This window comes from Flavobacterium weaverense (genome assembly GCF_003688495.1).
Lineage (GTDB): Bacteria > Bacteroidota > Bacteroidia > Flavobacteriales > Flavobacteriaceae > Flavobacterium > Flavobacterium weaverense.
In genome coordinates, this window is the sequence record NZ_REFH01000009.1 from 553,663 (window position 1) to 567,453 (window position 13,791).

General features: G+C 32.8%; 14 protein-coding genes. 7 read left to right on the forward strand and 7 right to left on the reverse strand.

The window, feature by feature from the left end; genetic code table 11:
• Positions 1–51: 51 nt before the first annotated feature.
• Positions 52–357: a transketolase-like TK C-terminal-containing protein gene (locus tag BC961_RS14955; protein WP_394345444.1), complete on the reverse strand. Its 306-nt coding sequence runs from the start codon at positions 355–357 to the stop codon at positions 52–54.
• Positions 358–658: 301 nt separating this feature from the next.
• Between BC961_RS14955 and BC961_RS09110 the strand changes: the two genes are divergently transcribed.
• Both BC961_RS09110 and BC961_RS09115 read left to right on the forward strand, forming a co-directional pair.
• Positions 659–1,132 carry a GlcG/HbpS family heme-binding protein gene (locus BC961_RS09110; RefSeq protein ID WP_245980866.1) on the forward strand — a complete coding sequence of 158 codons (474 nt, stop codon included), beginning with the start codon at positions 659–661 and terminating at the stop codon, positions 1,130–1,132.
• 202 nt (positions 1,133–1,334) lie between these two features.
• Positions 1,335–1,919, forward strand: coding sequence for a fasciclin domain-containing protein (locus BC961_RS09115; protein ID WP_121925530.1), 585 nt, complete (start codon positions 1,335–1,337; stop codon positions 1,917–1,919).
• 123 nt (positions 1,920–2,042) lie between these two features.
• On the opposite strand, the gene BC961_RS09120 is transcribed toward BC961_RS09115, so the two are convergent.
• From BC961_RS09120 to BC961_RS09135, 4 genes are all read right to left on the reverse strand, one after another.
• Positions 2,043–2,597 carry a DUF4494 domain-containing protein gene (locus BC961_RS09120; RefSeq protein ID WP_121925531.1) on the reverse strand — a complete coding sequence of 185 codons (555 nt, stop codon included), beginning with the start codon at positions 2,595–2,597 and terminating at the stop codon, positions 2,043–2,045.
• A gap of 182 nt (positions 2,598–2,779) precedes the next feature.
• Entirely contained in the window at positions 2,780–3,412 is a 633-nt protein-coding gene (locus tag BC961_RS09125) for a nitroreductase family protein (protein ID WP_121925532.1), read from the reverse strand.
• A gap of 41 nt (positions 3,413–3,453) precedes the next feature.
• Positions 3,454–4,032: a TetR/AcrR family transcriptional regulator gene (locus BC961_RS09130; protein WP_121925533.1), complete on the reverse strand. Its 579-nt coding sequence runs from the start codon at positions 4,030–4,032 to the stop codon at positions 3,454–3,456.
• Between the two features lies 1 nt (position 4,033).
• Positions 4,034–4,423, reverse strand: coding sequence for a DoxX family protein (locus BC961_RS09135; RefSeq protein WP_121925534.1), 390 nt, complete (start codon positions 4,421–4,423; stop codon positions 4,034–4,036).
• 361 nt (positions 4,424–4,784) lie between these two features.
• Between BC961_RS09135 and BC961_RS09140 the strand changes: the two genes are divergently transcribed.
• From BC961_RS09140 to BC961_RS09155, 4 genes are all read left to right on the forward strand, one after another.
• Positions 4,785–5,411: a TetR/AcrR family transcriptional regulator gene (locus tag BC961_RS09140; RefSeq protein WP_121925535.1), complete on the forward strand. Its 627-nt coding sequence runs from the start codon at positions 4,785–4,787 to the stop codon at positions 5,409–5,411.
• Positions 5,401–6,732 (forward strand): TolC family protein, encoded by a 1,332-nt coding sequence (locus tag BC961_RS09145; protein WP_121925536.1) that lies wholly within the window; start codon positions 5,401–5,403, stop codon positions 6,730–6,732. Before BC961_RS09140 ends, BC961_RS09145 begins: the two co-directional genes overlap by 11 nt.
• Before the next feature lie 9 nt (positions 6,733–6,741).
• Entirely contained in the window at positions 6,742–7,821 is a 1,080-nt protein-coding gene (locus tag BC961_RS09150; protein ID WP_121925537.1) for an HlyD family secretion protein, read from the forward strand.
• A 77-nt stretch (positions 7,822–7,898) separates the two neighbouring features.
• Entirely contained in the window at positions 7,899–9,482 is a 1,584-nt protein-coding gene (locus BC961_RS09155; RefSeq protein WP_121925538.1) for a DHA2 family efflux MFS transporter permease subunit, read from the forward strand.
• A gap of 150 nt (positions 9,483–9,632) precedes the next feature.
• Here BC961_RS09155 and yaaA read toward each other — a convergent pair whose 3' ends face one another.
• Positions 9,633–10,391, reverse strand: coding sequence for a peroxide stress protein YaaA (yaaA, locus tag BC961_RS09160; RefSeq protein ID WP_121925703.1), 759 nt, complete (start codon positions 10,389–10,391; stop codon positions 9,633–9,635).
• Between the two features lie 388 nt (positions 10,392–10,779).
• Between yaaA and BC961_RS09165 the strand changes: the two genes are divergently transcribed.
• Entirely contained in the window at positions 10,780–12,018 is a 1,239-nt protein-coding gene (locus BC961_RS09165) for a protoporphyrinogen/coproporphyrinogen oxidase (RefSeq protein ID WP_121925539.1), read from the forward strand.
• A 77-nt stretch (positions 12,019–12,095) separates the two neighbouring features.
• Here the strand turns inward: BC961_RS09165 and BC961_RS09170 are convergent, their stop codons facing one another.
• On the reverse strand, positions 12,096–13,628 hold the full coding sequence (locus BC961_RS09170) for a SulP family inorganic anion transporter (protein WP_121925540.1): 1,533 nt from the start codon (positions 13,626–13,628) through the stop codon (positions 12,096–12,098).
• Positions 13,629–13,791 lie beyond the last annotated feature (163 nt).

Here is a 13,791-nt window from a genome sequence, read left to right on the forward strand (position 1 = left end):
TATATTCTGATATTAAAAATTACAAACTTTGAGGATTCTTAATTGGATAAATCAAGATAGTAACGCTCTTGCTTGCTTTACTACATTTGCTATCGAAAAACCATATTCTTCCATCATTTGTTCTACAGCTGCGCTTTCGCCAAATTTGTCAATCCCATTTACTGAACTATCATCGGTTTTATATTTCATCCATCCTATATAAGACCTTGCTTCTACTGCTAATCTTTTTCGAATACTTTTCGGGAAAACTGTTTCTCGATATGCAACATTTTGTTTTTCAAACAGATTGCCATGTTGATTTTTACATTTAAAAACATTTAAAAGAACATTGTAAATAATGTATTCCCGGAAAAGAATGCCCTTTAATTAAAACTGAATATCAAGATAAAGATGAGCAACTCGTTATACTTTTAGATGATAATTTAAATTTATTAAAGTATTTATAAACTTGTTGTATTAATAAATAAATTTTGTTCTATTTGGTATCTATCAAAATTACAGTAATTCGATTTTCAGAGATTATGGATTCGCATTGTTTAATAGTATTTACACTTTAACTTGATTACATCTCATATTATATATGCTTGAAGTTATAAGAAGAAAAACAATCTTGATAGGAAACCAAATTAAAAGCAATTTATAAAAAGGAGTAAAAGCAATGATTAAAACAACAACGCTAATTTTAGTATTATTTATCACAATGATGACAAACGCACAAGAGAAATTCACACAGCAACCCGTACTTACAGGAACAACTGCTAACACTATATTACAGAAAGCTTTTGCGCAAGCAGAAAAAGATGGATTATTTGTTACCATAACTGTAGTCGATAAGTCCGGGCAAACATTAGCAGTCTTGCGTCACCATAATGCAGGAGTTCATACTATTAGAGCCAGTTATAAAAAAGCATATACAGCTTGTTCCCAAAAAAGAGAAACCGCTGAAATTGCTAAAGGATTGAAAGACGGTAGCATTCCGGACGATATTAGATTTCTGGATGAGAACATATTGATGATGGATGGCGGCATTCCTATTTATATTGATGGTGTCGTTGTAGGAGGAATTGGTGTCGGTGGAGCACATGGAAGCGAAGATGTACGTATTGCAAAGGCTGGTTTAGTGGGTCTATAAACACCTAAATAAATATTTATAGTGCATATTACGAAAAAATATTTCGTTTGAATTATTTTAAAATCCTTTGATAATCAGCCCTCACAGCGCATGCCATTTTTTTATTTACTAATTTGTTTAATTTTTTGTTAAAAAACTTAAACAAACCAAATAAATAATTATCTTTGACCATCTTAATTTATTAAAACTTAAAATAAAAACTATGAAATTAGCAAAAACAATTGGAGCATTTGTATTAATGGGAGTAATAACTACTTCTTGCGGAGAGAAAAAAACAGCTGATTCGACAGAGATGGCGGACACTACAGCAGTAGAAATGGACACAATGGCTGTTGCTGAAACAGGAAACATTGTAGACGTAGCTGCAGGAAATGCAGATTTTTCAACTCTAGTAGCAGCGGTTAAAGCAGCAGGATTAGTTGAAACACTAAGCGGAACAGGTCCATTTACAGTATTTGCACCAAACGATGCTGCATTTGCTAAATTACCAGCTGGAACAGTAGATAACCTATTGAAACCAGAAAATTTAGAGAAATTGAAATCTGTTTTAACGTACCACGTTGTTGCAGGGAAATTTGATGCTGCATCAGTAATGGATGCTATCGAAAAAAATAACGGAAAATATACTGTTACAACTGTTCAAGGTGGAAAAATCAACTTGAGCTTAAAAGATGGAAAAGTAATGTTAGAAGATGCTAACGGTGGAATGTCAACAGTAATTCTTGCTGATGTAGCTGCTTCAAACGGAGTAATCCACGCTATTGATACAGTAGTTATGCCTAAATAAGGTTATTATTTATTCTTTAAAAGCCGTTGCACAAAATAGGTGCAACGGCTTTTTTATTTAATTGTGTTTTGCAAAATCTGTTATGACAGTAGTAATGAAAGTAAAATCACTGCCGAATTAAATCTAAGCAGTTACTTCCTCTTCTTTTTCTTCAACAAATTCCATGTGATCTTCGACTTCAACAATTTCAGGTTTTGATGCTTTCAAAGCATTGAACTTTTCTAACTGCTCTAATTCTCCCTCTTCACCTGAAAAATAAGGAAATACATCCATAATAGGAGATTCGGAAATAGCAGGAATTGTATAATCACCCATAGTGCCTTTCATAACTCCAGTCGTATTTTCAAAAGCTTCTTTTACATCATTAGCTTGTATCAATAAATACATACTAGTTTTACGCTCTTTTCCGCTTTCTTCATCGTAAGCTAATAATGAAACTTTAGATTTAAACCAGCGATCAGCATTTTCGAAAGAATGTATTTCCGCATAATTAGCCATTTTTATATTAGTAATTTTAAATTCTTCACTAATGTAAGCTGACATTTCTTCTGTAATTCTGCTTTCTGCTTCTGTATATGATAACGCGTCAACTAAATAAGGTTCAGTTGTTATCTTCTGTGCGCCAGTTTCATCAGTTTTTCTATATTTTACTTTGCATTCGTACCAAATTGTGCTCATCTGTCTTTTATTTTAAGGAAGTCAAAGATAGATTTTAATGCTAAAAAAGTGTAACTATTGTAAAATAGATATTCACAATTTGAAAGCAAATCAAAACATGATTTAGAATATTTTTTTAATTAGGTATAAAAAAAATAGCCCTTCAGTGAAGAAAGGCTATTGTATATAATAAACGTAAATTACTAATCAATCAGCGTCACTAATTCTTCTTTACTCTTTCTTACTTTAGCTAAGTTTACCAACCAATCATTTGCAGCGTCTCTATACCCTAAAGGTAAGATTACACAACTTCTCAAACCTTTTGCTCTTAATCCTAAAATTTCATCTAATGCATTCTCATCAAATCCTTCAATAGGTGTGCTATCAACCTCTTCAAAAGCAGCTGCTGCAATCGCTTGTGAAAAAGAAATGTACGCTTGCCTCGCAGCGTGCTGAAAGTTTACTTCAGGATCTCTTTGTGGATAAAGTCCTAAAAGCATCTGACGGTAATTTTCAAAACCTTCATTTTTAAAACCTCTAATTTCATTGGTAAGATCAAACACTTTATTAATACGTTCTGCAGTATAATTATCCCATGCAGCAAATACAAGTAAATGCGAACAGTCAGTTATAACAGACTGCTTCCAACCTATTTCTCTAATTTTTTCTTTAATCTCTTGATTCGTAATCACCATAATTTCAAATGGTTGTAATCCGCTAGAAGTTGGTGCTAATGAGGCTGCCTCAATAATCCTATCTACTTTTTCCTGCGATACTTTTTGTCCATTCATCGCTTTTGCAGCGTAACGCCACTTCAATCTATCTATTAATTCCATTTAGATTTTATTTAATTATTTAATTTTAACTTATAATTCATTTAAATTTTGATGCTATCCCATGCCGCTTGGTAAGCATCTTTTAAAACAGCATCACCCAACTCACATAACTTTCTATTTTCCATGTTCATTAAGAAAGCTAGTGGATAAATTGTGAAGGCATAAAGTAGATATGGTGACAATTCTTTTATAATACCTTGTTGCTTACCCTTTATCCATAGATCAAAAAGAGGAGTTAAAAATGTTAACCCTTTTTGCCTAGTTTGCTCATCAATCATAGGCGTATTATCACATTGCGATAAAAAAGAAGCCTCTTCTTTTTGGTGTAACTTAAAATCAACCATGTTAAACCAAATCTTTTCAAAATTTTCTTTGACCGAGCTATCAGTTAGTAAATTTTTAAAAGCAGCGTCTGTGAAAGACTGTTTAACATCCAGATACAATTGATTCACCATATCTTGCTTGGAGTCAAAATACAGATATATAGTTGCTGGAGAAACATTAGCAAGCTTAGCGACTTTCGCCATCGAAGCTTCTTGAATTCCTCCATTATTAACAAGACATAATGTAGCTTTTAAAAGCGCATCACGTTTCTCAATACTTTTTTGCAGTAATGCCATATTATTTTTTATTAAAATAGATAGTCTTTAATTCCCAAGCTAATGCTATAAACAGAAATTGAAGTGAAAGTCTAACCACAGCTTTAACTTTACTACCTATTATTGGTTGCTCTAAAATTACATCCCAAAGATGAATAGGTAAAAAGGTAAGTAGAAGTATAAAAAGTGCAACTGACCCAATACCCCGATATTTAGTGAATAAAATTAGAGTACCTATTATAATTTCTACGACACCTGAAATGTAAATTATAGCCAAATCATATTTTAGAAATTTTGGAACGTAAGGGGTAAATAATTCCGGATCAACAAAATGCATCATGCCAGCATAAATCATAAAAAAACTAATTATCACTGAAATTACGGACATAAAAGTAGTAGCAGGTTTTTTCATTGTATTCCATTTAATAGCGCAAAGATAAATTAAAAAAGAATGAACGTTCATAAATAAATTAATTTTAACTTTTAAAAAAAGTAAATCATCTTCCTTAATATTATAATTTTTTGTTTTTAAGGACCTAAGCGATCAAGTTTTTGATTAACATTTGCGCACTTTTAATTCTCGAATTCAATTTACTAAATTGAAAATAAATTTACTTAATTAACTATAAATCAATAATATAAAAATATTATTAAAGTTATTTATATCTCAAACAAACGCGTAAAATATTGTTAAAATAAAGTTAAAATATTAATTAAACAGTTGTTTAATTTAAACGCTTGTTTAATTTTGTTTTCGAAATAATCCCTTCACCTTGAAAAGTAATTTTAACGATAAACAAATCCAAATTCTCGAAGTTGCTGAGATTCTTTTTTCAGAAAAAGGATTTGACGGAACTTCTATTCGGAATATTGCAAAATTGGCAAAAATTAATATTGCCATGGTTTCTTATTACTTTGGATCTAAGGAACGACTACTAGAATCACTTATTATATATAGGACCTCTGATCTAAAAAACCAGTTGGAAAACTTACTAAAAGAGGAAATTGAACCTATAGAAAAAGTTAATAAACTTATTGAGTTATACATCAATAGAATTAATAGCAATAGAGGAATATATAGAATTTTACATTTCGAATTTGCTTCGAAAAAGAGAGAGCAAAACTTAAACGCTATTTCTGAACTCAAGAAAGGAAATTTAAAATCCTTAGAGACAATTATTGAGGAAGGTCAGAGAAAAGGTGTTTTTAGAAAGGATATAATTATTCCTCTTATCACTCCTACCATTTTGGGTACTTTTTTTCACTTTCACATGAACAAACCATTCTTCGAGAATTTACTGAATTTAAAAACAGAAAATTTGTATAACAATTATATTGAAACTAATTTGACAAAGCACATTCAACAAACAATTAAAGCACTTCTAATTTATGAAAGTTAGTCAATTCATGCTCTTCGGGATTTTCTTTATTGGAATTTCTACTTTGGAGGCACAAGAAAAAACAAGTTTAACATTGACCGAAGCCATTAATATGGCTTGGAACAAAAGCAACGAAGTTACGCTTGCTAATACGAAAGTAAAAAGTAAGAAATACGAATTGCAGTCAACTAAAAATAATCAATATCCCGATTTAAAACTTTCAGGTCAATATCAAAGATTAGCAAATGCTTCGGTTAATTTTAAAATTAATCAAAATGCCTCTGCCACGCAACAAGCGCTACCGGTGGTTGATCAATTAATGATAGGTCAATTAAACGCAAGCCTTCCTGTATTTTCTGGTTTTAAAATTCAAAATAGTATTGCAGCTTACGAGAATTTATATCAGGCAGAAATGGCGACTGCTTCGCAAACTAAAGAAGAAATAGCTGTCAAAGTTATTGATTATTATGCGAGTTTGTATAAAGCACAAAAAACAATAGAACTGCTAAAAGAAAATCAAAAAAGTGCGCAGCAACGGGTGAAAGATTTTATCGAATTAGAAAAAAACGGTATCATTCCCAGAAATGATTTACTAAAATCAAAGTTACAGACTTCAAAAATTCAACTTTCATTAGACGAGTCGAATAATAATTTAAAAATAATCAACTTTTATCTGGTTACGCTTTTAAAATTAAACCCGAATACTAAACTATTCGTTCGCGAGGAGGATTTTGTTGATTTCCAAATGACTAATGTACCCACAAATGAATTACCTGCTCTTGAAAACAGGAAAGATTTAGAAGCGCTTCGATTTCAAGGAAAAGCAAGTGAAGCAAATATTAAAATAGCAAAAGGATCTTACTATCCGGTTATTGCCATTATAGGAGGTTACACAGCGCTTGACCTTCACAACGTTATTGCTGTCAAAAATGCTATGAATATTGGCGTAGGAATTTCTTACGATTTGAGTGCGATTCTTAAAAACGGTACGCTAGTCAAATTAGCAGAAAGTAAATTTGAGGAAGTTCAAAATTCTGAATCTATGCTAACTGATTACATCAAAATACAGGTTAAAAAAGCGATTGAAGATTACGATTTAGCTTTAAAACAAAGTGTAGTTTACGGTGAAGCAGAAGAACAATCTACTGAGAATTACCGAATTGTAAAAGACAAATACGACAACGGTCTCTCAGATACAAATGACTTACTGGAAGCTGATGTAGAACAATTGAGTTCTAAAATTAATAAAGCTTTGGCGAAAGCCAATACAATCCAAAAATACTACGAGTTACTATCTGTAACTGGCCAATTATCACAAACCTTCAACGTTGCTCAAAAATAATTAAGTCCTATGGAAAAGAAGAAAACAAATACAAAATTTATTATTATCCTAGTGTCTTTAGTGGTTTTGGGTGGAAGCTATGGAACATATAAATACCTTCATGCGCAGTCACACGAGGAAACAGATGATGCGCAAATTGAAAAAAATATGAATCCTATTATTCCAAGAGTTTCAGGATATGTTGACAAAGTGTATATCAAGGATAATGATTATGTAAAAAAAGGAGATACCCTTTTTACAATTGATAAAAGAGATTACTTATTAAAAATTGAAGAAGCAAATGCTGCAATGGTGGGAGCTGAAGGTAGTTTTGAAGTTTCTAAAGCTGACATTGGAAGTGCTTTAGCAAGTATTTCGGTTTCTGATGCGAATGTGCAATCTGCTGGCGGAAATATTGAATCGGCAAAAATTAGATTAGATCGTGTTACAAGTGATTACAATCGCTATGACAATTTATATAAAAGTCGCACTATAACAAAGCAACAGTATGAGCAGGCACTTGCAGCAAAACTGGAAGCAGAAAGCCAAGTACGTGTTTTACAACAGCAACAAAGAGCGAGTGCATTCCAAAAATCAGTGATTGTAGCCAAATCTAAAGTTTCTAACAAACAAACTGAAGTGGCTGCAGCCAATATAAAAAGAGCAAAAGCAATGCTTGACGCTGCTAAATTAAATTTAAGTTACACTATAATTACAGCTGCAATTGACGGTCAAGTCTCAAAAATTGATATACAACCAGGTCAACTCGTGCAACCAGGTCAATCATTATTCTACATCATTAATAATAAAGAAGCGTGGGTAATTGCTAATTTCAAAGAAACCCAATTGAACAAAATGATCATTGGACAGAAAGTAACTGTAAAAGTTGATGCCTATCCAGGTTATGATTTTGAAGGAACAATCACTTCTTTTTCTCCTGCAACTGGTTCTCGTTTTTCATTATTACCTCCTGATAATGCAACAGGAAATTTTGTTAAAACAATACAGAGACTACCCGTTAAAATAAACTTGAATAGCTCAAATGATCCTGAAAAAATAAAATTATTACGTGCAGGAATGAACGTTGATGTAGATGTGCACTTAGATTAAAATAATTATTGGCATTTTCAAAAGAGCCAAAATGATTTGTTATTCAATAAAATTATAGTTTAGAATTTAGTATAAAGATGGCAGAAAACGGAGACGATGATTTAGTAGAATATGGCTTTAGAAGAGTCATAATAACCATTACGGCCGTACTATGCGCTATGCTTGAAATTGTAGATACTACAATTGTAAATGTAGCTCTAAATAATATGCGAGGTAGCCTTGGTGCGTCTCTAACTGATGTAGCTTGGGTTATAACTGCTTATGCAATTGCAAACGTAATTGTAATTCCAATGACGAGCTGGCTTTCGCAGCAGTTTGGACGCCGAAACTATTTTGCAGCCTCAATAATAATATTTACAGTTGCCTCTTTTTTATGCGGTAATGCTGACAATATTTGGGAATTAGTTGCTTTTAGATTCGTTCAAGGACTTGGTGGAGGTGCCTTATTAGTAACAGCACAAACCATAATTACAGAGAGTTACCCAATGGCAAAACGTGGAATGGCTCAAGCTATCTACGGAATGGGTGTAATCGTGGGTCCTACCCTTGGTCCGCCATTAGGAGGTTATATTGTAGATCACTTTTCATGGCCCTATATATTTTACATCAACATTCCTCTGGGAATTATAGCGACTTTATTAACGTTATCATTTGTCAAAAGCCCTAATTACGGTGCTAAGCTAAAAGCAAGTCAAGTGGATTGGTGGGGAATCATTCTCTTGTCGTCATTTATTGGTTCGCTTCAATATGTTTTAGAGCATGGTCAACAAGACGATTGGTTTAATGATATGATCATTGTGGCTTTGAGTGTTGTAACCGTTTTTGGTTTGATACTTTTTATATGGAGAGAACTTACATACGAGCATCCTATTGTTAATTTAAGAGTTTTAAAGGACACTAACTTAAGAGTTGGAACTATTATGTGTTTCATACTTGGATTTGGATTGTATGGATCTACATTTATTATTCCTATTTACACCCAGTCGGTTTTAGGTTGGAGTGCTTTAGATGCAGGTTTACTTTTAATTCCAAGTTCTATTACTACCGGAATTATGATGCCTTTCATAGGTAAAATGATTCAGCGTGGTGTTCCACAGACGTATATGGTAGCAGCAGGATTTCTTGCGTTTTTCTTATTTACTTTTTGGATGCAAAACGTTATCACACCAGATTCAGGTGAAGAGCATATGTTTTGGCCGCTAATATTAAGAGGAATTGGATTAGGTTTACTTTTTGTACCAATTACGACACTTTCACTATCAACTTTAAAAGGAAAAAGTATTGGTGAAGGAGCAGCTTTTACTGGAATGATGCGCCAATTAGGAGGGTCATTCGGAATTGCTATCATCACCACTTTCTTAGCGAGATTCAATCAAGAGCATCGCGTAAATCTAATTGCACATCTTGACAAAACCTCATTTGAAGTACAAAAAACGATTCAGCAATTACAGTTAGGTTTTATGTCTAAAGGGTATTCGACAAATGAATCACTGGCAAAAGCCTATAAAGCAATCGATTTAAAAGTGACTTTGCAAAGCGCGGTTTTATCGTACATGGATATATTTTTATATCTAGGCGCGCTATTCTTATTGTGCATTCCTTTCATTCTTCTGATTAAGAAAGGTAAGAACAAAATCAATCCTGCGGATGCAATGCATTGATATAGATTTCCGCTTTTACGAAAAGGTATTTCTTTGACTGAACGTGTAAAATAAATTTCAAAATCGACATAGTTTAAAATTAATTGCCACTAAATTTCGATTCTAAAAGAGTCTTAAATTTTAGTGGCAATTTAATTTTATATAAAAACTTTATCTTGTGAAAACCAACTGATTGCCTTCAGATAAATTAGAATCGAACTGGTATCCGTCGTAATTAAAGCCTTTTAAGTCTTCGATAGTTTCGGCGTTTGTATCAATTATGTAACGTACCATCATTCCTCTCGCTTTTTTAGCATAGAAACTAATAATCTTTAGTTTTCCATCCTTATAGTCTTTAAATTCAGGAGTAATCACTGGAACTTTTAAAGTTTTCACATCGATAGCGGAGAAGTATTCGTTACTAGCTAAATTTACAAATAACTCATCATCTTTAAGTTCTTTATTTAAGGCAGCCGTAATTGTAGGTTTCCAAAAATGATATAAATTCTGATTTTCACCAATGGGCAATTTTGTTCCCATTTCTAAACGATACGCTTGCATTAAATCAAGTGGCTTCAAAAAGCCATATAATCCTGAAAGTATTCTCAAACGATCTTGTAAAGCATCAATTTTATTTGCTGGAATTGTGTAAGCATCTAATCCAGTATACACATCACCATCAAATGTGTAAACTGCTGGACGAGCATTTGCGCTGGTAAATGGAGTTTTCCAGTCTTGATTTCGCTTCCAATTCAAGTCGGCTAATTTATCTGAAATACTCATTAGCTCTGCTAATTCTGTTGGACTCTTCTCTTTTAAAACTTTTTGAACTTGTCTTGATTCCTTTAGGAATAAAGATTCTGTATGCAATTTTGTTGGTAATTCTTTATCGAAATTTAAGGACTTAGCTGGTGATATAACAATTTTCATAATAGATAGTCTTTTAGTTCTTTTTATTAGTTTTATCAAAAGTACAAATTGAAAATAAGAAATCTTGATCATAGACATTGATTTCTTTAATAGCCTGATAGACAACTTAAATTGATTCGAGATTTTATTTACGTATTTTTAAATTCAAGTAGTAAATAAGTTGACTTTATACAAAATCGCATAAAAATAGTCAATGTTGGAGTTACAGAAATAGCGAATATAAAAAAATCATGTTTTACCGATTTCATTGAAACTGTTAAAGAGTTGAATACTGCGACAAATCTTATATCGGGATTTAAATAGACAATCTGTTACTGCATTTAAATTTTTCATCCTATACCATGACAAATTTTAGCTTATTTTTGTCTTAAATTATTTTTTTTAAATTATGAAAGAGGACGTAATAATTGTAGGTGCTGGAATTGCTGGATTAACTGCTGCGGTCCATTTGCATCGCGCTGGTAGAAAAGTTCTTGTTTTAGAAGCAAGCGAACGTGCTGGCGGAAGAATAAAAACGGACTTGCATGAAGGTTTTCTGCTCGACAGAGGTTTTCAAGTCCTTTTAACTGCTTATCCAGAGACGAAATCCTTACTAAATTATTCGACCTTAAATTTAAAAAAAATGCTGCCTGGAGCGACAGTTCTCTATGACGGCGGACAGTTTGAAATTGCAGATCCTTTCCGTAGACCGTCAGCAGCGTTAGCCACTCTTTTTGCTCCGGTAGGAACATTGAAAGATAAAATAAATACACTTTGGTTAAAAAATCGATTACAAAAGCTATCTATAGATGCTATTTTCGAACAACCTGAACAAACAACAAGCAAGCAACTTATAGAATACGGTTTTAGTCCAAAAATGATTGAGCGCTTTTACGCACCTTTTATGTCTGGAATATTTTTAGAAAATAAATTAGATACTAGTAGAAGAATGTTTGATTTTGTAATGAAAATGTTTTCTGATGGAGATGTCGCTATTCCTGAATTAGGTATGGAAGAAATTCCGAAGCAATTAGTTACCATGCTTCCAATAAACACCGTTCGATGCAATACTAAAGTAACTGCAATTGAAGGTAATAAAATTATTATCGCAGATGGAACTATTCTTGAAGCGAACCAAATCCTTTTAGCTACCGAAGCTAATCAATTGACCCATAACTTTAGTCCAAAGCAAAAAATGACGTCACACCAGGTGACTAATATTTATTTTGAGGCCACAGAAGCACCAACAAAAAAGGCTGTTGTAGTACTAAATGCATCAAAACAAAAAAAGTTTGTAAATAACTTGACTGTGATTTCTAACGTTTCTAAAGCCTATGCGCCAGCAGGGAAAGTACTTATTTCAGTTTCTTATAATGGAAAACCAGCTTTTGATGATGCAACTTTAGCTCAAAATATGAAGCAGGAATTAAAACAGTGGTACGGCGAAAAAGTAGATAGTTGGAAAATGTTAAAAGGGTATCGAATAGAATATGCGCTTCCCACTCAACAAACTGTTAGGAATGAAATTTCAGCTGAAGAGATTAAGATCTCGGATGTACTTTATATTTGTGGAGACAATCTTTTAAATGGTTCTATTAACGCCGCGATGAAGACAGGTAGATTAGCAGCAGAAGCAATGAAGCAATAGTTCAAATATTTTAGATAATTGAAACTTCTTATTTTTAAAGGGAAGCAAAATCATTTAATAATAAGAAGCTTTTTTTATTAATCAATTACGATTTTGTATGTTGGATCTTCTAATATGTTTACGTCTATAATTTGGTCTGCATTTTTAAGTAAAGCTTTGCAGTCAGAACTTAAATGTTGCAAATGCACCTTTTTATTTAGCCTTGCGTATTTCTCAGTAATTTTATTGACGGCGTCTATTGCACTCATATCGGTTATTTTACTTTCTTTAAAGTCAATGATAACTTCTACTGGATCGTTATAAACATCAAATTTTTCTAAAAAAGCAGTAGTTGAGGCAAAGAATAAAGGACCATAAATTTCGTAGTGCTTTACTCCTCTCTCGTCGATATATTTTTTAGCTCGAATTCGTTTAGCACTTTCCCAAGCAAATACCAGCGCTGAAATTACCACTCCAATTAAAACTGCTAATGCTAAATTATGCAAGAGTATCGTTATAACTGCTACTAGAACACCTACAAAAATATCGTGCTTCGGCATCTTATTTATAATTCGGAAACTTGCCCATTCAAAAGTTCCAATCGCAACCATAAACATTACGCCAACTAAAGCTGCCATAGGCAATCGCTCTATAACTGGCGCTCCAAATAATATGATTATTAGAATTGTTAAAGCAGCAATTATTCCTGACAAACGGGCTCTTGAACCTGCCGATAGATTCACTAAAGTTTGTGCAATCATAGGACAACCGCCCATTCCGAAGAAAAATCCATTTAAAATATTAGAACTTCCTTGAGCAATACACTCTCTATTACCATTTCCTTTTGTCTCTGTAATTTCATCTACTAGAGTTAACGTAAGTAATCCTTCGGTTAAACCTACAGATGCCATTATCAATGCGTATGGAAATATAACTTTTAACATTTCAAAATTTAACGCGACATTAGGAATATGAAACGGTGGGAAACCTCCGCTAATCGATGCAATGTCGCGCACTGTTTTTGTTTCGATTCCAAAGAAAAAGACAAGTGCAAATACAACTATAATTGCCACTAATGAGGCAGGTAAAGCTTTGGTAATTTTAGGTAAAAATATTATAATTGCAATTGTCAGAATTACTAAACCAGCCATAATCAGGAAAGGAGTTCCAGTCAGCCATTCCTTATTTCCATTGACGACAACTTTAAATTGTTCTAGCTGAGATATAAAAATAATTACCGCCAAACCATTTACAAAACCAAACATTACAGGCTGTGGTACTAAGCGAATAAATTTTCCCAACTTAAAAACACCAACTAAAATTTGTAAAACTCCAGCTAAAACAACTGCAGCAAAAACATATTCTAATCCATGAGATTTCATTAAAGCTATCAAAACAATAACCGTAGCTCCAGCTCCTCCAGATATCATTCCCGGTCTACCACCAAATATTGCTGTCACTAAACCCGCAATAAAAGCTGCGTACAAACCCATTAAAGGCGGAAAACCCGCTAATATTGCAAACGACAGTGATTCTGGAATCATAGTCATTGCAACTGTTAAGCCTGCTAGAACTTCTGTTCGAAAATTCACTTTTTGAGAAAAATCAAATAAATTAAATACTTTTTTCATACGATAAATAGAGATGTACAATAATTTAACAAACAGAAAAACTTTCGAAATACATTAGAAAAAGTAGCTGAAGTGAAGATCATTAATCATGGTTTAACCCAATACTCAAACTGTTTTTATTGGAAGTGCAAAACTAAAACTTTTAAATGCGTTCTCCTAATCG

What these genes read in the sequence shown, in the direction of transcription:
- BC961_RS09170 (WP_121925540.1), bottom strand. Translation starts at nt 13,628, where the DNA reads ATGAAAAAAGTATTTAATTTATTTGATTTTTCTCAAAAAGTGAATTTT.
- BC961_RS09115 (WP_121925530.1), top strand. Translation starts at nt 1,335, where the DNA reads ATGAAATTAGCAAAAACAATTGGAGCATTTGTATTAATGGGAGTAATA.
- BC961_RS09125 (WP_121925532.1), bottom strand. Translation starts at nt 3,412, where the DNA reads ATGGAATTAATAGATAGATTGAAGTGGCGTTACGCTGCAAAAGCGATG.
- BC961_RS09150 (WP_121925537.1), top strand. Translation starts at nt 6,742, where the DNA reads ATGGAAAAGAAGAAAACAAATACAAAATTTATTATTATCCTAGTGTCT.
- BC961_RS09145 (WP_121925536.1), top strand. Translation starts at nt 5,401, where the DNA reads ATGAAAGTTAGTCAATTCATGCTCTTCGGGATTTTCTTTATTGGAATT.
- BC961_RS09110 (WP_245980866.1), top strand. Translation starts at nt 659, where the DNA reads ATGATTAAAACAACAACGCTAATTTTAGTATTATTTATCACAATGATG.
- BC961_RS09120 (WP_121925531.1), bottom strand. Translation starts at nt 2,597, where the DNA reads ATGAGCACAATTTGGTACGAATGCAAAGTAAAATATAGAAAAACTGAT.
- yaaA (WP_121925703.1), bottom strand. Translation starts at nt 10,391, where the DNA reads ATGAAAATTGTTATATCACCAGCTAAGTCCTTAAATTTCGATAAAGAA.
- BC961_RS09165 (WP_121925539.1), top strand. Translation starts at nt 10,780, where the DNA reads ATGAAAGAGGACGTAATAATTGTAGGTGCTGGAATTGCTGGATTAACT.
- BC961_RS09135 (WP_121925534.1), bottom strand. Translation starts at nt 4,423, where the DNA reads ATGAAAAAACCTGCTACTACTTTTATGTCCGTAATTTCAGTGATAATT.
- BC961_RS09130 (WP_121925533.1), bottom strand. Translation starts at nt 4,032, where the DNA reads ATGGCATTACTGCAAAAAAGTATTGAGAAACGTGATGCGCTTTTAAAA.
- BC961_RS09155 (WP_121925538.1), top strand. Translation starts at nt 7,899, where the DNA reads ATGGCAGAAAACGGAGACGATGATTTAGTAGAATATGGCTTTAGAAGA.